Below are 19,707 nucleotides of genomic sequence, written 5' to 3'. Positions count from 1 at the left end.
TCGGCTCACCAGCGCCCGCCCCCGCTCCACCGCGCCCCTCATGCTGGGGCGGGGGAGCAGAGGGCCGCAGGCCGCTACCGGAGGAGTGGGATCACCGATGGCCAAGGCGTTCGGGTTCGTCGACTACGGCGGGCCGGAGACACAGGAGTTCCTCGACCGGCCCGTGCTGGAGGCCGGCCCCGGCCAGCTGGCGATCGCGGTCCGCGCGGCCGGGGTGAACCCGGTGGACTGGAAGGTCCGCAGCGGCTTCCTCGGCCGCCGGGGCCGCGACCTGCCCGTCGTCATGGGCCAGGAGGCCGCGGGCGTCGTCCAGCAGGTCGGCCCGGACGTGACGGCCTTCACCCCGGGCGACGAGGTGTTCGGGGTCGTCGCCGCCGGCGCCTTCGCCGAGCAGACGCTGCTGCACGCCGGGATGAGCGCCCTCAAGCCCGCGACCGTCGGCTTCGACCAGGCCGCGACCCTCCCCGTCGCCGCGGCGACCGCCGACGACGCCGTCCGCGACGTCGGCCTCGGCTCCGGCCGCACGCTCCTGATCCTCGGCGTCGCCGGGGGAGTCGGCAGCGCGGCCGCGCAGATCGCCCGCAGTCGCGGCCTGCGCGTGATCGGTACCGCGAGCGACGCCAACCGCGGCCACGTCGAGTCGCTCGGCGCCGTGCCCGTGCGGTACGGCGACGGCGTCGCCGAGCGGATCGCACAGGCGGCTCCGGACGGCGTGGACGGCATTCTCGACCTCGTCGGCGGTGACGCGCTGCGCGACGCCGCCGGCGTCCTCGCCGACCGCTCGAAGCTGGTCAGCACCGCCGACCCGGCGACCGCCGCCGAGCTCGGCGGCCGCTACATCACCCGCTCCACCACCTCCGAGAGCCTCGCCGCGCTGGCCGCCCTCGTGGCCGTCGGCGAATTGGACGTGCACATCACCGCCCGCTACCCGCTGGCCCACGCCGCCGAGGCGCTCGCCCTCGTGGAGTCCGGGCACGCGAGGGGCAAGATCGTCATCGAAGTCTCATGAAAACAGCCATGATTGACGATCAGTCACAGATGTCAACCCCGAAGAGCCAGGAAGAGCCAGAGAGAAGCCATGAAGCAGAACTCCGCCACCATCGGCGCCCCGTGCTGGGTCGAGCTGGGCACCTCCGACCCCGCCGCCGCCCAGTCCTTCTACGGCGAGCTGTTCGGCTGGCGCGCCGAGGCCGACGTGCGCCCCGAGGACGGCGGCTACACGCAGATGTTCCTCGGCGACGCCCCGGCCGCCGCCGTCACCCCGCGCTCCGCGCCCCGGCAGCCGACGGCCTGGACGGTGTCCTTCGCGGTCGCCGATGCCGACCTGACCGTCAAGAAGATCAAGGGCGGCGGCGGCAAGGCGCTGGTGGAGCCCGCCGACGTGCACGACCTCGGCCGGTTCGCGGTGGTCGCCGACCCGTCCGGTGCGGTCTTCACGCTCTGGCAGGCCCGCGCGTTCCAGGGCGCCGGCGTGTTCGACGAGCCCGGCGCGCTCGGCTGGGTGGAACTGGCCACCCGGGACGCGCAGGGCGCGACCGCCTTCTACCCGGCGGTGTTCGGCTGGTCCGTCACCGCGTCCCCGCAGTACACCCAATGGGGCCTGGGCGGCCGGGACTTCGGCGGCATGATGGTGATGGACGACCGCTTCCCGCCACAGGTCCCGGCGCACTGGCTGCCCTACTTCTCGGTCGCGGACGTCGACAACACCGTCACCCGCGCGACCGGCCTCGGTGCCGACGTGCTGGTGCCCGCCATGGACGTGCCGGACGGCCCGCGCGTCGCCGTCCTGCGCGACGCCCAGGGAGCGGTGTTCGGCGTCTACCGCGCGGGAGACAAGGGCTGATCGCCGTCAGGCCGCCCGTCGTTGGGATGCCCGCCGTCGGGCCGCCCGCCCGAACTCCGAGCGCGAGTCCCGGCCCGACGCCCCCGCCACACCATGGCTGCCGCCCCCGCCGTCACGAGCAGGGCCGCCAGCGGCACCACGTCACCGACGCGGTCGTACCAGGTCTGCGTGTGGGGCGCGGTGAGCGGCAACCGGACGGTCAGCGCCCCGGTGCCGTCGGTGCCGAGCCGCGCGAGCTCGCGCCCCTGCGCGTCGAAGGCCGCCGAGGCCCCCGTCAGTGAGGCCTGTACGGCCGGACGGCCGGTCTCGGCGGCCCGGATCGCCGCGAGCGAGACGTGCTGCGCCGGCGCCCACGTGTGCTGGAAGGTCGACGTCGACGACTGGTAGACCAGCACCCGGGCGCCGTCGCGCGCCGCCGTCCGCGCCATGTCGGGGAACGCCGACTCGAAGCAGATCAGCGCCCCGACCGGCAGCGCGTCACCGGCCCGGTCGGTGGCCGGCAGCACGTGGAACGAGGTGCCCGGCGCCCGGTTCTCGCCCGCCGCCCGGCTGACGCCCGCGATCCACCCGAGCACCGGCCTCAGCGGGATGTACTCGCCGAACGGCACCAGCCGGATCTTGCGGTAGCGGTCCAGCACGCCCGCCGGGGAGACCAGGACGGCGTCCTTGGAGATCCGTCCGTCGGCCTTGCGCGCGTCCTCCCCGGCGATGACCTGCGCGCCGGTGGCGGCGGACAGTTCACGCAGCCGGTCCAGCGCGCCCCGGTCGCGGTCCAGGTCGGAGGTGGTGCTGCTCTCGCCCCAGACGACCAGGTCCACCGGCCGCCCGCCGAGCTCCGCCGTGGCCCGGGCGCTCGCGTCGAACCGGGCCTGCGGGTCGTCGACGATCCCGGGCTGGACGAGCGCCACCGTCACCGCCCCCGTCCGCACGGGCGCGGCGCGCAGCGAGAACAGGAGCGGGCCGGCCACCAGCACCAGCGCGGCGGTCAGCGCCGCGACGGCGCGCGGACGCCAGGGGGCGGCCGTGAGCACGATCAGCACTCCGGTGTTGACCGCCACCACCGCCGCGCTGACCAGCCAGATGCCGCCCGCCGAGGCCAGCGCGAGGATCGCCGGGTGCTGCCACTGGGTGGCGCCGAGCAGTGCCCACGGTCCGCCGAGTGAGTGCCAGGAACGCGCGTACTCGGTGGTGAGCCAGAGCGCGGGGACGACGGTGAGGGCGAGCAGTGCCCGACGGGCCGTCAGCGGCGGGTGCATCAGCCGGTGCACGCCGTACCCGACGACGGCCTGCAGCGCCCCGAACAGGACGGCGAGCACCGGCAGCCCCGGTCCGATCGACGGGACCAGCCAGTACATCGCCGTCATGATGAAACCCGCGCCGAACCACCACCCGCGCACCGCCGCCTCCCGCGGCCCCGGAGCCCGCTGCATCAGCAGCAGTCCGGGCACCAGCGCGACCCACGCCAGCCACGCGAGCCCCAGGGGCGGGAAGGCGAGCACCGGCACCGCCCCGGCCGCCAGTGCCCCGAGGCGCGCCCGGTACCGGTGGGCGGGCAGCGGCGGCACGGTGCCGGTCGGGTCGCCACGTTCACGCGTGAAGGGCGTGAGGGAGACGGGACGGCTGAGGGCGGGGCGTCGCGGCATGCCCCGTATTGTCCGCTTGGGCGGAGTGGGCCACCAGTGTTCCTGTCACCCGAACGGATGACAGGAACACCACGTTTGGAACAGACGTCCCAACCGGCCGGGGGTCGTCAGCCCTCGCCGCCCTCAAGGTCCCCCTCGGTCTCCAGGAACGCGGCCTGCAGCTGCTCGATCAGCTCCGGGTCCGGCCGCTCCCACAGCCCGCGGCTCGCCGCCTCCAGGAGCCGCTCGCTGATCCCGTGCAGCGCCCACGGGTTGGCCCCGGCGAGGAACTCCCGGTTGACCGGGTCGAGCACGTACTCCTGGGTCAGCTTTTCGTACATCCAGTCCGCGACTACGCCAGTAGTGGCGTCGTAGCCGAACAGGTAGTCGACGGTCGCGGCCATCTCGAACGCGCCCTTGTAGCCGTGCCGGCGCATCGCCTCGATCCAGCGCGGGTTGACCACCCGGGCGCGGAACACGCGGGCGGCCTCCTCGGTGAGCGTCCGGGTGCGGACGGTCTCCGGGCGGGTCGAGTCGCCGATGTAGGCGGTCGGCGCCTTGCCGGTGAGGGCGCGGACGGTGGCCACCATGCCGCCGTGGTACTGGAAGTAGTCGTCCGAGTCGGCGATGTCGTGCTCGCGCGTGTCGGTGTTCTTCGCGGCGACGGTGATCCGCTTGTACGCGGTCTCCATCTCCTCGCGCGCCGGCCGGCCGTCCAGCCCGCGCCCGTACGCGTAGCCGCCCCAGACCGTGTAGACCTCGGCGAGGTCGGCGTCGGTGCGCCAGTCGCGGCTGTCGATCAGCTGGAGCAGGCCCGCGCCGTACGTGCCCGGGCGGGAGCCGAAGACGCGGACGGTGGCCTTGCGCTCGTCGCCGTGCACCGCGAGGTCGGCCCGCACATGGGCCCGCACGAAGTTGTCCGCGTCGGCCTCCTCCTGCGCGGCGGCCAGGCGCACCGCGTCGTCCAGCAGGGCGACGACGTGCGGGAACGCGTCGCGGAAGAAGCCGGAGATGCGCAGCGTGACGTCGATGCGCGGGCGGCCGAGCTCCTCCAGCGGGATCGGCTCCAGGCCGGTGACGCGGCGCGAGGCGTCGTCCCAGACGGGGCGGACGCCGAGCAGGGCGAAGGCCTCGGCGATGTCGTCGCCGGCGGTGCGCATCGCGCTGGTGCCCCAGAGCGAGAGCCCGACCGAGGGCGGGTACGCGCCGTCGTTGTCGGTCCGGTAGCGGTCGACCAGGGAGGCGGCGAGCGCCTGGCCGGTCTCCCAGGCGAGCTTGCTGGGCACGGCCTTGGGGTCGACGGAGTAGAAGTTGCGGCCGGTGGGCAGCACGTTGACCAGGCCGCGCAGCGGGGAGCCGGAGGGCCCGGCCGGGACGAAGCCGCCCCGGAGCGCGTGCAGGACGGCGTCCAGCTCGTCGGTGGTCGCGGCGAGGCGCGGCACCACCTGGGTGGCGGCGAAGGCGAGCACCTCGTGGACGGCCTCCGGGAGCCCCGCGGCGACCTTCTCGACCGCCTCGGGCGCCCAGTCCTGCGCCTCCATCGCCTCGACCAGGGCGCGGGCCCGCGCCTCGGCCGCGTCGGTGGCGCCGAGGGTGAGAGCGGCCTCGTCCAGGCCGAGCGCCTCGCGCAGGCCCGGCAGGGCGCTCACGCCGCCCCAGATCTGGCGGGCGCGCAGGATGGCGAGCACGATGTTGACCCGGTCGGTGCCGGCCGGGGCCTGGCCGAGGACGTGCAGGCCGTCGCGGATCTGGGCGTCCTTGACCTCGCACAGCCAGCCGTCGACGTGCAGCAGGAAGTCGTCGAAGCCGTCGTCCTCGGGGCGCTCGTCGAGGCCGAGGTCGTGGTCGAGCTTGGCGGCCTGGATGAGGGTCCAGATCTGGGCGCGGATCGCGGGCAGCTTGGCCGGGTCCATCGCGGCGATGTTGGAGTGCTCGTCGAGCAGTTGCTCCAGGCGGGCGATGTCGCCGTAGGAGTCGGCGCGGGCCATCGGCGGCACGAGGTGGTCGACGAGGGTGGCGTGGGCGCGGCGCTTGGCCTGGGTGCCCTCGCCCGGGTCGTTGACGAGGAACGGGTAGACGAGCGGGAGGTCGCCGAGGACGGCGTCGGGGCCGCACTCGGCGGACAGTGCGGCGGTCTTGCCGGGCAGCCACTCCAGGTTGCCGTGCTTGCCGAGGTGGATGACGGCGTGGGCGCCGAAGCCGCCGTCCTCCTGCGCGGCCTCGATCCAGCGGTAGGCGGCGAGGTAGTGGTGGCTGGGCGGCAGGTCGGGGTCGTGGTAGATGGCGACCGGGTTCTCGCCGAAGCCGCGCGGCGGCTGGATGAGGACGAGCAGGTTCCCGGAGCGGATCGCGGCGAGCACGATGTCGCCGTCCGGGTTCTGCGAGCGGTCGACGTACAGCTCGCCGGGGGCCGGGCCCCAGTGCTCCTCGACCTGCTCGCGCAGGGCCTGCGGGAGCCGGGCGTACCACCGGCGGTAGTCGGCGGCGGGGATGCGGACCGGGTTGCGGGCGAGCTGGTCCTCGGTGAGCCAGTCCTGGTCGTAGCCGCCGGCGGCGATCAGGGCGTGGATGAGCGCGTCGCCCTCGTGGCCGGCGCCCTCGTGACCGTCCTCGGAGGCCTCGTCCAGCCCTGGCAGGTCCGAACCCAGGTCCATGCCCTCCTCGCGTAGCCGGTCCAGGAGGCGGACGGCGCTGGCGGGGGTGTCCAGGCCGACGGCGTTGCCGACCCGGGCGTGCTTGGTCGGGTAGGCGGACAGTACGAGTGCGAGGCGGCGCTCGGCGGCCGGGACGTGCCGCAGGCGGGCGTGCTTGACGGCGGTGCCGGCGACGCGGGCGGCGCGTTCCGGGTCGGCGGCGTAGACGGTCAGGCCGTCCTCGTCCAGCTCCTTGAAGGAGAAGGGGACGGTGATCAGGCGGCCGTCGAACTCCGGCACGGCGATCTGGGTCGCGGTGTCCAGCGGGGACAGGCCGTCGTCGCTGGCCTCCCACTGGGCGCGCGACCAGGTGAGGCACAGCGCCTGGAGGATCGGGCGGTCCAGGGCGGCCAGCGCGCCCGCGTCCCAGGCCTCCTCGTCGCCGCCGGCCTGAGCGTCGGCGGGGCGGGTGCCGCCGGCGGCGAGCACGGTGGTGACGATCGCGTCGGCCTCGCCGAGGGCGGCGAGCAGTTCGGGCTCGGCGCCGCGCAGCGAGGCGCAGTAGTAGGCCTTCGCCCGGGCGCCCTGGTCCTCGATCGCCCGGCACAGCGTCTCGACGAAGGCGGTGTTCCCGCTCATGTGGTGGGCGCGGTAGTAGAGCACCGCGACCGTCGGCCCGTCAGCGGCCCCGGCCTCGCGCTCCAGCGGACCCCAGGCCGGGGCCGAGGCGGGCGGGGCGAAGCCGTGGCCGGTGAGCAGCACGGTGTCGGAGAGGAAGGCGCCGAGCTCGGCCAGGTTGGCCGCGCCGCCGTGGGCGAGGTAGGCGTGCGCCTCGGCGGCGATGCCGGCCGGGACGGTGGACAGCTCCATCAGCTGGGCGTCGGGGGCCTGTTCGCCGGTCAGGACGACCACCGGGCGCGGGCCGGCCAGCAGCGCGTCGAGGCCCTCTTGCCAGGCGCGGCGCCCGCCGAGCAGGCGGACCACGACGAGGTCGGTGCCCTCCACCAGGGCGGCCAGGTCCTCGGGGGCGAGCCTCGCAGGGTTGCCGAGCCGGTACGGGACGGGGCCGGCCGAGGCGCGGGCGCTGAGCAGGTCGGTGTCGGACGTCGACAGCAGCAGGATCATGCGAAGGCCCTCCCGGCCTCGGTGGTGGCCAGGGCGGCCGCGACGGCGGCGGCCCGGGTGGCCTCGGTGGTGGCCGGGGACGCGGGCGCGGGCATGCGACAGCGGTGGTGCATTTCTGCCTTCCTCGGGGTCCGCGCCCCGGGCCGGTGGAGGACGGCGGGAGTTCCTGGCTCCCGCGGCCACCGGTGGTCCCGGTGAGCCGCGGTCACAGTGGCGGGACCGCACCGGGCTTGCACCGGTTTCCTCCCCTGCGCCGTCGCTGGCGTGCGGACGGTCCGCGGGGACCGCCCGCCAGCATCGTACGGGGTGTGGCTGACCTGGGGGAGAGCGAGTTTTGACATGTGCGGCGCGGCGCAGGGGCGGCGCGCAGGCGGTGCGGGGCGGCGTGGACGTGGCGCGGGCGCGGCGTACGGGCGGGCGCGCGGGCCGCGGGGCCCGGGCGGGAGCGCGCTCGGGGCGCGGCTGAGTGTGCGGCGGCGGTGCGAGCGGGCTGCGCGTGCCGCGAGCCGGAGTGTGATGCAGCGGACGGAGGCAACCGATCGGATCATCTGTATGCTCGCCGCCATGCCACCGACACCCGACGCCACCGCGCCGGGCGCCGCGGTGCCCGACCGGGGGCGCGCGGACGCCTGCCCAGGGGCACTTCGTCTGCACACGGCCGACGACGGCGCCCTGGCCCGGGTCCGCCTGCCCGGCGGTCTTCTGACGGACCATCAGGCGCTCGCGCTGGCCGACGCGGCCGAGGCCCTCGGCGACGGTGAGCTGGAGACCACCTCACGCGGCAACGTCCAACTCCGAGGCCTGGCTTCGCACTGCGCCGCGGAACTCGCCGAACGGCTGCGCGCCGTCGGGCTGCTGCCCTCCGACACCCACGAGCGGGTGCGCAACATCGTCGCCTCGCCGCTCGCGGGACTCGACGCCCGGGACGCCGCCGACGTGCGGGCCTGGGTGCGGGAACTGGACGCGCGGCTGTGCGCGAGCGACTGGGCGGCCGGACTCTCCGGCAAGTTCCTGTTCGCGCTGGACGACGGGCGGGGCGACGTCGCCGCGCTCGACGCCGATGTGACATTGATCGCAGGCCCGGACGGCACCCGGCTGCTGCGCCTCGGGCGGGCCGCATCCGCGCACCCGGTCGGGGCCGGGCGGGAGGTGACGGCCGTGCTGGACGCGGCCCGGACCTTCCTGGACGCGCTGCGTGCGAGCGGACGCAAGGCCTGGCACCTGCGCGAGGTGCCCGACCTGCTGCCTGCGGGATCCGTGCCGCTGCCCGCTCTTGCGGGAGCAGCCCCCGCCGTCGGCGCGCTGCCCGGCGGGCTGTCGGTGGGCCTGCGCTTCGGCCGGGCGAGCGCGGAGCAGTGGCGCGCGCTGGTGGCGGCCTCCGCCGGTGAACTGCGGCTGACCCCCTGGCGCGGCGCCGTCCTGCCGGGGGCCCCGGCCGAGCACCTGGCCGCGCTCGCCGAGGCCGGCTTCCGGACGGTGCCCGGCTCGCCCTGGGAGCGGGCCTCCGCCTGCACCGGGCTGCCCGGGTGCGCCAAGTCGCTCGCCGACGTGCGGGCGGACGCGGCCCGGGCGCTGGACGCGGCGGCCGGCGGCGGCCTGCCCGTGCACTGGTCCGGCTGTGAACGGCGCTGCGGCCACCCGGCCGGGCGGTGGGTGGACGTGATCGCCACCGGGCAGGGCTACCGGGTGACGGTGAACGGCCCGGCGGGCGCCGGCGCGGCCGTGGAGGTTCCGGCCGCTCAGGTTGTCGCTGCGCAGGCTCCGGTCGGGGAGGCTTCCGCTGCGCAGGCCCAGGCCGCTCAGGCTCCGGCCGTGGAGGTTTCGGCCGCTCAGATTTCCGCCGTGGATGTGACGAACGAGGAGATGGCCGAGGCGGTCGCCGAGGCCAGGAGGACCACGAAGTGATCGAGTACGAGAAGGACGGCGCGTCCATCTACCGCCAGTCCTTTGCCACCATCCGCGCGGAGGCCGACCTGGCCGCCCTGCCGGCGGACGTCTCCCAGGTCGCGGTGCGGATGATCCACGCCTGCGGAATGGTCGACCTGGTCGAGGACCTGGTGTACTCGCCCGGCGTGGTCGCCTCCGCACGCGCCGCGCTGCGCGCCGGTGCGCCGATCCTGTGCGACGTCAACATGGTCGCGAGCGGCGTGACCCGCAAGCGGCTGCCCGCCGACAACGAGGTCGTCTGCACCCTCACCGACCCGTCGGTCCCCGAACTGGCCCGCACGATGGGCAACACCCGCAGTGCCGCCGCCATGGAACTGTGGCTGCCCCGCCTGGAGGGCGCCGTGGTGGCCGTCGGCAACGCGCCGACCTCGCTCTTCCGGCTCCTGGAGATGATCGAGGCGGGTGCGCCGCGCCCGGCTGCGGTGATCGGTGTGCCGGTCGGCTTCATCGGCGCCGCCGAGTCCAAGCAGGCCCTGGCGGAGCACCCGTCCGGACTGGAGCACCTGGTGGTGCGCGGCCGGCGCGGCGGCAGCGCGATCGCCGCCGCCGCCATCAACGCGATTGCGAGCGAAGAAGAGTGACGGACAGCCAGAAGCCGACCGGTCGGCTCTACGGTGTCGGGCTCGGGCCGGGCGACCCGTCGCTGGTGACCGTCCGCGCGGCCGAACTCATCGGCAAGGCCGACGTGGTGGCTTACCACAGCGCCCGGCACGGGCGGTCCATCGCGCGCTCGATCGCCGAGCGGTACCTGACGGGTGGCCAGATCGAGGAGAAGCTGGTCTACCCGATCACGGTCGAGACCACCGACCACCCGGGCGGCTACCGGGGCGCGTTGGACGACTTCTACGAGGAGGCCGCCGCCCGGCTGGCCGCCCACCTGGACGCCGGGCGCGACGTCGTCGTGCTCGCCGAGGGCGACCCGCTGTTCTACGGCTCCTACCAGCACATGCACAAGCGGCTCGCCCACCGCTACCCGACCGAGGTGGTGCCGGGCGTGACCTCCGTCAGCGCGGCGGCGGCCAGGCTCGGACAGCCGCTGACCGAGGCCGAGGAGACGCTCACCGTCATCCCGGGCACGCTGCCCGAGGAGGAGCTGGCGGCGCGGATCGCCGCCGCCGACTCGGCCGTGATCATGAAGCTCGGGCGCACCTTCCCGGCCGTCCGCCGCGCGCTGGAGCGGGCGGGGCGACTGGAGGACGCGCAGTACGTCGAGCGCGCGTTCATGGAGGGGGAGCGGATCGCGCCGCTCGCCGAGGTCGACGGCGAGAGCGTGCCGTACTTCTCGGTGGCGGTGCTGCCGAGCAAGGTCGCCCCGCTGGAGCCGGTGGTGCGGACGGCGCAGGGCGCGGGCAGCGTGACCGTCGTCGGCACCGGGCCGGCCGGGCCGCTCTGGCTGACTCCGGAGGCGCGCGGCGCGCTGGCCGAGGCCACCGATCTGGTCGGCTACACCACCTACCTGGCCCGGGTGCCGCAGCGGCCCGGGCAACTGCGGCACGGCTCGGACAACAAGGTGGAGTCCGAGCGCGCCGAGTTCGCCCTCGACCTGGCCCGGCGCGGGCGTCGGGTCTGCGTGGTCTCCTCGGGCGACCCGGGCGTCTTCGCGATGGCGACGGCGGTGCTGGAGGTCGCCTGCGAGGAGGCCTACCGGGACGTTCCGGTGCGGGTCCTGCCCGGCATGACCGCCGCGCACGCGGCCGCCTCCCGGGCGGGCGCCCCGCTGGGGCACGACTACGCGGTGGTGTCGCTGTCGGACCGGCTCAAGCCCTGGGACGCGGTGGCCCGCCGCCTGCGCGCGGCGGCGGAGGCGGACCTGGTGCTCGCGCTGTACAACCCGGGGTCCAAGTCGCGCACGACGCAGGTCGGCCTGGCCCGGGACCTCCTGCTGGAGTACCGCTCGCCCGAGACGCCGGTGGTGATGGCGCGCGACGTCGGCGGCCCGACGGAGCGGGTCCGGATCGTGCGGCTCGGCGAGCTGGACCCGGCGCTCGTCGACATGCGGACGATCCTGCTGATCGGCTCGTCGCAGACGCAGGCGGTCGAGCGGGCCGGCGGCGTCGAGGTGGTCTGGACGCCGCGACGGTACCCGGAGGCGTGACAGCGGGGACGGCGAACAAGTAACAGATGACAGCTGACAGATTTCATCATCTGTTAGCTGTCATCTGTTTTCTGTCACCCGTTCGTCGTCACTCGCCAGTCGTCACTCGCTGGCCGTCACTCGCCGGGCGTCACCCGTCGGCTCCGACCCGTCAGCGCGTCGGCTTGGTGATCAGCAGCTCGGTGTTGTGGTCCTGCCCCGCGCCGAGCAGCGCGGCCGGGCGGCCGTACGGGTCGTTGTACGACAGCTCGCGGTAGAGCGCGGCCAGGTTGGCGTCCGACGTGCCGGCGAAGTCCGTCCCGTACGGCGCGTCGGACTCGATCAGCGTCGTGAACAGGGACAGGGTGCCGTCCCCGTTGTCCGCGATCTCGATGATCCGGCCGTGCTGCGGGTAGTCGATGTGGGAGGCGGTGTTGATCTCCCAGAACGCACGCTCCGGCACCGCGTGCCCGTGCGCCGTGATCTTGTTCATGTGGGTGTGGCCGTTCACCCACGCGACGACGTTCGGGTAGCGCTGGAGCAGCGCCACCAGCTCGTTGCCGTCGTGGCGCCGCTCGAAGATGTTGCGCGGGTCGGGCAGCAGGTTGCCCATGGTGGTGCTGGTGTGGTGGCTGAAGACGAGGATCAGGTCGTCCGTGCTGCCGCCCGTCACCCGGCGCCCGTCGGCGTCGTACCAGTGCCCGCTGTGCGCCTTCAACTGCTGCTCCAGCCAGCGCAGTTGCGCGGTGCCGAGCGAACCGTCCGCGAACCCGGCCTGGTTGGTGGTGTCCAGGCTGATGCCGAGCACCTTCTCCGAGATGCGGAAGGTGTAGAAGAGCTTGCCGCTGTTCACCATGTCCGAGGTGAATCCGTGTCCGTGCGGGCCCGCGCCGGTGACGGCCGGGTCGAGGTGGGCCTTCGCGAACTCCTTGAGCGTGAACGGCCGTCGGCGCTCGTCGGGGGTGATCCGGCGCACGGCGTCGCCGGTCGCCAGCAGCTTGCCGAGCAGCAGCGCGGCGCCCGCCGGGTCGTGCCGCAGCGCCTCCATCAGCTGGGCGGCCTCGGCGTCGTCGCAGCCCTCCAGCTTGTACTCGCCGGTGTAGATGTCGTTCAGCAGGCCGAGGTCCGGGAGCGAACCCTCAAGGCTGTCATCGTGGTTGCCGACCGTCGTGTACCAGGGAGTGCGCAGGCCCGGGGCGTCGAAGGGACGGCCGGCGGCCGACAGGAAGTCGGATATCTGCGGGAAGCCCTTCGCCTTGTAGTCGTCCTGGAAGGCGAGTTCGGGGTTCCAGTAGAGGGAGCTGCCGGAGCTCTGCACGCCCTCGTAACGGTTCGGGTCGCCGGTGTTCTGGGCGAGGCGCCCGCCCGCCATCACCGTCAGGTACCAGTCGAGTTCGACGTGCTCGTGGTTGTCGGTGTTGTCGCCGGTGGCCATCACCATGCTGAACGGCATCCCGGTGTAGGGGCCGCCGGCGAGCGAGTTGACGCGCTCGACGAGGGCCGAGACGCCGCGGGCGTTCAGGGTTTCGTGCGGCCGGTGCGCGGCACCGAGGAACTTGGCCAGGTACTCGAAGCGGAACGGGGACTCGCTGTCCACCAGGTGCAGGTCGGAGAACTGGACGAAGCTGGCCAGCCCGGTGCGGCGGTCGTCGCGGCCGCCGCCCGGGGCCGCGATGTCCCCGCGCACGACCAACGGCCAGCCCGGTCCGGCCGTCAGCCGCTTGTAGGATCCGTCGCCGACCGGCGTCGCCACCTGGTCGAGGGTGGTCCCGGTCACCCGGACGGCTCTCGCGGCGGTGGCCGCCAGCGCCCGGTCGCGCGCCGCCGCCGACGCGAACTGCGCGCCGCCCAGCGACAGGGCCGCCCAGGCGGCGGCCACCGACGTACCCGTGACGAACGTGCGCCGACTCATCCCTGCCACGAAAACCCCACATTCTGATGGCCCGGCCGGCTGTTCCGGTCCCGGGCCTCGTGTCATGAACCCGCTTCTGGCGGAGCGACAGATTACTCGCTGGTAGGTGCCGCTTTCGAGACCCGTGCAGAGAACTTCTCGGGAACTTGAGGAGGCCGTTCCCGCCGCCTCACCGGCACCTCCGCCCGGCGCGTCGCCCGGCACGTCCGTTCGGTACCTCCACCCGGCGCCTCCGCCGAGGGCCCCGGTCGCCGCCCGGCCCGGCGTATGGGGGAAAATCGGCACCGGCGGTCGGCGGGGCCGCCACGCAGGCACACGAAGACGGCAGTCGAGACAGCGAGCGAGGCGGACGTGGCCGAACCGGGAGGCCGGGCCGGGCAGCTGAAGAGCAGCGGCCTGCGACACGGCTGGACGACGGGCGCCTGTGCCACCGCCGCGACCAAGGCCGCCTACACGGCGCTGCTCACCGGCGAGTTCCCGGACCCGGTGACCGTCACCCTCCCCAAGGGGCAGCAGCCCGCCTTCGCCCTGGCCGCGGAAGAGCTCACTGCGGCCGGTGCGCCGGGCGCCCCGGGCGTTCCCGGCGCGCCGAGCGGCCCGAGCGCGATGGCCGGCGTGGTGAAGGACGCCGGTGACGACCCCGACGTGACCCACGGCGCCCTCATCCGCGCGACGGTGCGGGCCGGTGAGCCCGGTGCGGGGGTGGTGTTCCGGGCCGGTCCCGGGGTCGGGACGGTCACCAAGGCCGGCCTGCCGCTGCCCGTCGGTGAACCCGCCATCAACCCGGTGCCCCGGCAGATGATCCGCGACGCCGTCGCCGAGGTGGCCGCCGAGCACGGCGGCACGGGGGACGTCGTCGTCGAGGTCTCCGTCGACAACGGCGAGGAGATCGCCCGTTCCACCTGGAACCCCCGGCTCGGGATCCTCGGCGGCCTGTCCGTCCTGGGCACGACCGGCATCGTCGTCCCCTACTCCTGCTCGGCCTGGATCGACTCCATCCGCCGCGGCGTGGACGTGGCGCGCGCGGCCGGCCGTACGCACGTGGCGGGCTGCACCGGCTCGACCTCGGAGAAGGTCGCCGTCGCCGTGCACGCACTGCCCGAGGACGCACTGCTCGACATGGGCGACTTCGCCGGCGCCGTCCTCAAATACCTCAAGCGCCACCCGGTGCCGAGGCTGACGATCGCGGGCGGCTTCGCCAAACTGTCCAAGCTCGCAGCCGGCCACCTCGACCTGCACTCGGCGCGTTCGCAGGTGGACAAGGGCTACCTCGCGGAGCTGGCTCGGCGCGGCGGCGCGGACGAGGCGCTGACCGGGGCGGTGGCCGCCGCCAACACCGGGCTGGAGGCGGTGCAGCTGTGCCGGGCGGCGGGCGTGCCGCTCGGGGACCTGGTCGCCGAGGCGGCCCGGGCGACGGCGCTCGGCGTGCTCCTCGGTTCCCCGGTGGCGGTGGACGTCATCTGCATCGACCGCGCGGGCACCATCGTCGGACGGGCGGAACCGCTCGGGCCATGAGGCGCGGCCGGTCGGGCCCGGGCCGAGGCTTCGGATGGCCGGCGAAAACTCAGCTATATCTCATGGTGGTGTGAAGATCTGATGCCCATGTGGGGCGAGAAACGGACAAAACGATTAGTTCGCCCACCGCTGATTCTGTCGTCATCTCAAGCGTGAGATATGGTCTGCCGAGTGACAGGCGACTACCTCACCCGTATCGGCACCCTCATCCGTACCGCGCGCCAGCACCGCGGCTGGTCCCAGGCGCAGCTCGGCGAGGCCCTCGGCACCAGCCAGAGCGCGGTCAACCGCATCGAACAGGGCAAGCAGAACGTCAGCCTTGAGATGATCGCCCGCATCGGCGAAGCCCTCGACAGCGAGATCGTCTCCCTCGGCTACTCCGGCCCGATGCACCTGCGCGTCGCCGGCGGCACCCGCCTCTCCGGTGCGATCGACGTCCGCAGCAGCAAGAACGCCTGCGTCGCGATCCTCTGCGCCTCGCTGCTCACCACCGGCCGCACCACGATCCGCAGCGTCGCCCGGATCGAGGAGGTCTACCGCATCCTCGAGGTCCTCACCAGCATCGGCGTCAAGAGCCGCTGGATCAACGAGGGCCGCGACCTCGAACTCACCCCGCCGGCCGAGCTCGACCTCGCCGCGATGGACGTCGAGGCCGCCCGCCGCACCCGAAGCGTGCTGATGTTCCTCGGCCCGCTGATGCACCGCGCCCAGCACTTCGCCATCCCGTACGCGGGTGGCTGCGACCTCGGCACCCGCACCGTCCAGCCGCACCTGACCGCGCTGCGCCGCTTCGGCCTGGAGGTCGCCACCACCGGCGGCGCCTACCACGCCTCGGTCGAGCCGGGCACCCCGATGGACCGTCCGATCGTGCTGACCGAGCGCGGGGACACCGTCACCGAGAATGCGCTGCTCGCCGCCGCCCGGCACGACGGCGTGAGCGTCATCCGCAACGCCTCGCCCAACTACATGGTCCAGGACCTGTGCTTCTTCCTGGAGAAGCTGGGCGTGAAGATCGAGGGCATCGGCACCACCACCCTCACCGTGCACGGCGTCCCGGAGATCACCTGCGACGTCGACTACACCCCGGCCGAGGATCCGGTGGAGGCGATGAGCCTGCTCGCGGCCGCCGTCGTCACCTCCTCCGAGCTGACGATCCGCCGGGTGCCGATCGAGTTCCTGGAGATCGAGCTCGCGGTGCTGGAGGGCATGGGCCTCGACTACGACCGCACCCCGGAGTACCGGGCCCACAACGGCCACACCCGCCTGGTCGACCTCACCGTGCGCCCGTCCAAGCTGACCGCGCCGATCGACACCATCCACCCGATGCCGTTCCCCGGCATCAACATCGACAACGTGCCGTTCTTCGCCGCGATCGCCGCGGCGGCGCACGGCACCACGATGATCCACGACTGGGTCTACGACAACCGCGCGATCTACCTCACCGAGCTGACCCGGCTCGGCGCGGACGTCAAGCTCCTCGACCCGCACCGCGTCCTCGTCCAGGGGCCGACCCGCTGGCGCGCCGCCGAGATGATGTGCCCGCCCGCGCTGCGGCCCGCGGTGGTCATCCTCCTCGCGATGCTCGCCGCGCAGGGCACCTCGGTGCTGCGCAACGTCTACGTCATCAACCGCGGTTACGAGGACCTCGCCGAGCGCCTCAACTCGATCGGCGCGCAGATCGAGACGTTCCGCGACATCTGACGGTCCGGGAGGGGGGGATCTGACGGCCCGCGAAGACGTTGCGGGACCAGCCGCGCTCGGCCTCGGCGAAGTGGCGGACCAGGCCGGGCAGACTGAGGCCGGACGGTTCGAGGGCGCGCGCACGGAGCTGGCCGGAGGTCAGGCCCGCGCACTCATCGCGAGAGTGTCGAGCTGGTGGTCCAGGAAGCCGGCCAGGGTGACTCGTTCGTCGGCGGTGCGGAGCCTGGCGGTGCGCTGATCGTTGTCATTCGGTCCATCGTGCCGACGCGGGGGCGGACGTGCGAGGTGATTTCCGCGGAGCGCGCAGAACGGCGTGGCCGGGCGCGCCGACCGGTACCGCCTCCAGCCGCCGCGCCTACCCGGCGAGCCCGTCGGGGGCTCCGGTCGTCCCGGCCAGCCAGCGGACCGCCCCGGGGACGTCCGGTGCGACCGGCACGCCGTCCGGCACCGGCGGGCGCTCCACGACGACCACGGGCAGGCCGAGTTCGCGCGCGGCGGTGAGTTTGGGTGCGGTGGCGGCGCCGCCGCTGTCCTTGGTGACGAGGACGTCGATCCGGTGCTCGCGCAGCAGCCCCCGTTCACCGTCCAGCGTGAACGGGCCACGATCCAGCAGGACTTCGAGCGAGGACGGCAACGGCGGCTCGGGCGGGTCGACCGAGCGGGCCACGAAGTGCAGCCCGTCGACGTGCGCGAAGGTGCCGATGCCCTGCCGCCCGGTGGTGAGGAACACCCGCCGCCCGAGGGCGGGCAGCGCCTCGGCCGCCGCCGCGAGCGAGGGGACGGGGTGCCAGCGGTCCCCGTCGACCGGCGCCCAGCCGGGCCGCCGCAGCGCCAGCAGCGGCACGCCGGTGGCGGCGGCCGCGAGGGCGGCGTTGCGGGACATGCCGGCGGCGAACGGGTGGGTGGCGTCCACCACGGCGGCCACGCGCTCGGCGCGCAGCCAGGCGGCCAGGCCTTCCGGACCGCCGAAGCCGCCGATCCTCACCTCCCCGGCGGGCAGCCGGGGTTGGGCGACCCGGCCGGCCAGCGAGCTGGTGACGCGCACGAGCGGGTGCCCGGCGAGTTCGGCGGCGAGAGCCCGGCCCTCGGTCGTGCCGCCGAGGATCAGGACGTGGCGGGCCACCCGGTCACGCCCCGCAGGGCTCGTGCGGGCGCTCGCGGTCCGCCGAGTAGAGGTGGCTGTCGCGGAACTGCTCGGCGGCGAGTGTCCGTCCGACGATGATCACCGCGGTGCGGACCACGCCGGCCGCCTTCACCTGCTCGGCGATGTCGGCGAGGGTGCCGCGCAGGACCAGCTCGTCGGGGCGGCTGGCCATCGCGACGACGGCGGCCGGGCAGTCGGCGCCGTAGTGCGGCAGCAGCTGCTCGACGACGTCGTCCACGTAGCCGGCGGCCAGGTGCAGCACCAGCAGGGCGCCGCTGCGGCCGAGGGTGGCCAGGTCCTCGCCCTCGGGCATGGGGGTGGCGCGCTTGGCGATCCGGGTGAGGATGACGGTCTGGCCGACCGTCGGCACGGTCAACTCCCGCTTCAGCGCCGCCGCCGCGGCCGCGAAGGCGGGGACACCGGGGACCACCTCGTACGGGACGCCGGCCGCGTCGAGGCGGCGCATCTGCTCGGCGACGGCGGAGAAGACGGACGGGTCGCCGGAGTGCAGGCGGGCCACGTCCTGCCCGGCCTCGTGGGCGCGGACCAACTCGGCGACGATCTGGTCCAGGTTGAGCCGGGCGGTGTCGACCAGGTGGGCGTCGGCCGGGCACTCGTCGATCAGTTCGCGCGGCACCAGGCTGCCGGCGTAGAGGCAGACCTCGGCGCGGGCGAGGATCCGCTGGCCGCGCAGGGTGATCAGGTCGGCGGCGCCCGGGCCGGCTCCGATGAAGTAGACGGTCACGAGGCGTCCTCCTGGGGGGTGTTGGGCTTGACGGCGGACCACTGGGTGACCGGCATCGCCTGCCGCCACCCGGTGAAACCGCCGACGGGGACGGCATGGGCGACGGCGAGCTTGACGAGTTCGCCGCCGTGGCGCCGGTACCAGTCGGTGAGCAGTGCCTCGGACTCCAGCGTCACGGTGTTGGCGACCAGCCGGCCGCCCGGCGGCAGCGCGGCCCAGCAACTTTTCAGCAGGCCGGGCGCGGTGAGGCCGCCGCCGATGAACACGGCGTCGGGGGTGGGGAGTTCGGCGATCGCGGCGGGGGCAGGCCCGGTGACGACGCGCAGGCGGGGGACACCGAGCGTGGCGGCGTTGCGGGCGATGCGCTCGGCCCGGACGGGGTCGCGTTCGATCGCGACGGCCCGGCAGTCGCGGTGGGCGCGCAGCCACTCGATGGCGATGGACCCGGAGCCGCCGCCGACGTCCCAGAGCAGCTCGCCGGGGGCGGGCGCGAGGGCGGCGAGGGTCGCGGCGCGGACATGGCGCTTGGTGAGCTGGCCGTCGCTCTCGAACGCGGCGTCGGGCAGGCCGGGGACGAGGGAGGTGCGGGGGCCGTCGTCGAGGTCGACCGCGATGACGTTCAGCGGGTCGCCGGGCGGGTGCGGCCAGCCGTCCGCCGGGCCCTCGAGGTGCCGTTCGGCCGGGGCGCCGAGCTGTTCGAGCACCCGCAGGCGGGCGGTGCCGTAGCCGCGGGCGGTGAGCAGTGCGGCGACGGCGGCCGGGGTGGTGGCGTCGGCGCTGAGCACGAGCAGGCGGCGGCCCGGGTGGAGGGCGAGGGCGAGGGTGTCCAGCGGGCGGCCGACGAGGCTGACCACCTCGGTGGCCTCCAGGGGCCAGCCGAGGCGGGCGCACGCGTGGGAGACGGAGGACGGGTGCGGCAGGACGCGGAGGTGTGCGGCGCCGACCGTCTCGGTGAGGGTGCGGCCGATGCCGTAGAACATCGGGTCGCCGCTGGCGAGGACGGCGATGCGGCGGCCGGCGTGCGCGGCGAGCAGCCCGGGGACGGCGGGGCGCAGCGGGGAGGGCCAGGGGACGCGGTCGGCGGCGACCTCGTCTCGGGGGAGGAGGTCCAGCTGCCGGGGGCCGCCGATGACGACCTCGGCCGCGCGGAGGGCGGCGCGGGAGGTCGCGGCGAGGCCGGGCCAGCCGTCGGCCCCGATCCCGACGACGGTGATCGTGGGTGGCAGCTCGGGCACCGGGTGGCTCCTCGTCGACGGGAAACGGATCTGGCCGGGGCAGCCTACCTGGCGGTTTGGCGGAGGATCAGGGTGGAGGGGCGGGCAGGGGTGCGGCAGCGGAGAGGTGCGGGCGACGGATGACCGCGAACAGATGACAGCTTTCAGCGAACAGATAACAGATTTCGAAATCTGTTATCTGTTCGCTGAAAGCTGTCCCTCGCCCCCGCCC

Annotated in this window: 14 protein-coding genes and 1 riboswitch; of the genes, 7 read left to right on the top strand and 7 right to left on the bottom strand. The window is 74.3% G+C overall.

The features are described 5' to 3' along the window. Positions 1 to 97: 97 nt before the first annotated feature. Together ACWCXH_RS09040 and ACWCXH_RS09035 are read left to right on the top strand one after the other, a co-directional pair. Positions 98 to 1,009 carry an NADP-dependent oxidoreductase gene (locus ACWCXH_RS09040; RefSeq protein WP_449800694.1) on the top strand — a complete coding sequence of 304 codons (912 nt, stop codon included), beginning with the start codon at positions 98 to 100 and terminating at the stop codon, positions 1,007 to 1,009. 69 nt (positions 1,010 to 1,078) lie between these two features. Further along, positions 1,079 to 1,843: a VOC family protein gene (locus ACWCXH_RS09035; RefSeq protein WP_449800693.1), complete on the top strand. Its 765-nt coding sequence runs from the start codon at positions 1,079 to 1,081 to the stop codon at positions 1,841 to 1,843. Here the strand turns inward: ACWCXH_RS09035 and lnt are convergent. Beyond that, positions 1,819 to 3,486 carry an apolipoprotein N-acyltransferase gene (lnt, locus tag ACWCXH_RS09030; protein WP_449800692.1) on the bottom strand — a complete coding sequence of 556 codons (1,668 nt, stop codon included), beginning with the start codon at positions 3,484 to 3,486 and terminating at the stop codon, positions 1,819 to 1,821. The two genes, ACWCXH_RS09035 and lnt, sit on opposite strands and share 25 nt — an antisense overlap. A 107-nt stretch (positions 3,487 to 3,593) precedes the next feature. Next, on the bottom strand, positions 3,594 to 7,223 hold the full coding sequence (gene cobN / locus ACWCXH_RS09025) for a cobaltochelatase subunit CobN (RefSeq protein ID WP_449800691.1): 3,630 nt from the start codon (positions 7,221 to 7,223) through the stop codon (positions 3,594 to 3,596). A gap of 160 nt (positions 7,224 to 7,383) precedes the next feature. Then, a riboswitch (cobalamin riboswitch) is annotated at positions 7,384 to 7,469 on the bottom strand. A gap of 318 nt (positions 7,470 to 7,787) precedes the next feature. Between cobN and ACWCXH_RS09020 the strand changes: the two genes are divergently transcribed. From ACWCXH_RS09020 to ACWCXH_RS09010, 3 genes are read left to right on the top strand one after another with little or no spacing between them, the layout of a single operon-like run. After that, a complete protein-coding gene (locus tag ACWCXH_RS09020; protein ID WP_449800690.1) occupies positions 7,788 to 9,128 on the top strand; it encodes a cobalamin biosynthesis protein CobG in 1,341 nt (446 codons plus the stop codon). Beyond that, entirely contained in the window at positions 9,125 to 9,751 is a 627-nt protein-coding gene (locus ACWCXH_RS09015) for a precorrin-8X methylmutase (RefSeq protein WP_449800689.1), read from the top strand. Before ACWCXH_RS09020 ends, ACWCXH_RS09015 begins: the two co-directional genes overlap by 4 nt. Next, on the top strand, positions 9,748 to 11,265 hold the full coding sequence (locus ACWCXH_RS09010; RefSeq protein WP_449800688.1) for a precorrin-2 C(20)-methyltransferase: 1,518 nt from the start codon (positions 9,748 to 9,750) through the stop codon (positions 11,263 to 11,265). The genes ACWCXH_RS09015 and ACWCXH_RS09010 overlap by 4 nt, the downstream gene beginning before the upstream one ends. A 151-nt stretch (positions 11,266 to 11,416) precedes the next feature. Here ACWCXH_RS09010 and ACWCXH_RS09005 read toward each other — a convergent pair whose 3' ends face one another. Further along, complete coding sequence (locus ACWCXH_RS09005; protein WP_449800687.1) at positions 11,417 to 13,156, bottom strand: TIGR03767 family metallophosphoesterase; 1,740 nt, start codon at positions 13,154 to 13,156, stop codon at positions 11,417 to 11,419. Between the two features lie 351 nt (positions 13,157 to 13,507). Between ACWCXH_RS09005 and ACWCXH_RS09000 the strand changes: the two genes are divergently transcribed. Both ACWCXH_RS09000 and ACWCXH_RS08995 read left to right on the top strand, forming a co-directional pair. Further along, complete coding sequence (locus ACWCXH_RS09000) at positions 13,508 to 14,671, top strand: cobalt-precorrin-5B (C(1))-methyltransferase (RefSeq protein WP_449800686.1); 1,164 nt, start codon at positions 13,508 to 13,510, stop codon at positions 14,669 to 14,671. A 171-nt stretch (positions 14,672 to 14,842) separates the two neighbouring features. Further along, entirely contained in the window at positions 14,843 to 16,372 is a 1,530-nt protein-coding gene (locus ACWCXH_RS08995; protein WP_449800685.1) for a UDP-N-acetylglucosamine 1-carboxyvinyltransferase, read from the top strand. Here the strand turns inward: ACWCXH_RS08995 and ACWCXH_RS08990 are convergent. The 4 genes from ACWCXH_RS08990 to cbiE form a co-directional block, all read right to left on the bottom strand. Continuing rightward, on the bottom strand, positions 16,329 to 16,514 hold the full coding sequence (locus ACWCXH_RS08990; protein ID WP_449800885.1) for a mycothiol transferase: 186 nt from the start codon (positions 16,512 to 16,514) through the stop codon (positions 16,329 to 16,331). The two genes, ACWCXH_RS08995 and ACWCXH_RS08990, sit on opposite strands and share 44 nt — an antisense overlap. Positions 16,515 to 16,727: 213 nt before the next feature. Beyond that, positions 16,728 to 17,495, bottom strand: coding sequence for a cobalt-precorrin-6A reductase (locus ACWCXH_RS08985; protein ID WP_449800684.1), 768 nt, complete (start codon positions 17,493 to 17,495; stop codon positions 16,728 to 16,730). A 4-nt stretch (positions 17,496 to 17,499) separates the two neighbouring features. Beyond that, positions 17,500 to 18,261, bottom strand: coding sequence for a precorrin-4 C(11)-methyltransferase (cobM, locus tag ACWCXH_RS08980; protein ID WP_449800683.1), 762 nt, complete (start codon positions 18,259 to 18,261; stop codon positions 17,500 to 17,502). Next, positions 18,258 to 19,496: a precorrin-6y C5,15-methyltransferase (decarboxylating) subunit CbiE gene (gene cbiE / locus ACWCXH_RS08975; RefSeq protein WP_449800682.1), complete on the bottom strand. Its 1,239-nt coding sequence runs from the start codon at positions 19,494 to 19,496 to the stop codon at positions 18,258 to 18,260. The genes cobM and cbiE overlap by 4 nt, the downstream gene beginning before the upstream one ends. Between the last annotated feature and the right edge of the window lie 211 nt (positions 19,497 to 19,707).

It is taken from the genome of Kitasatospora sp. NPDC001660, from assembly GCF_053596725.1.
The sequence above is the reverse complement of the archived record's forward strand: the minus strand, read 5'-3'. Positions and strand labels throughout refer to the sequence as shown.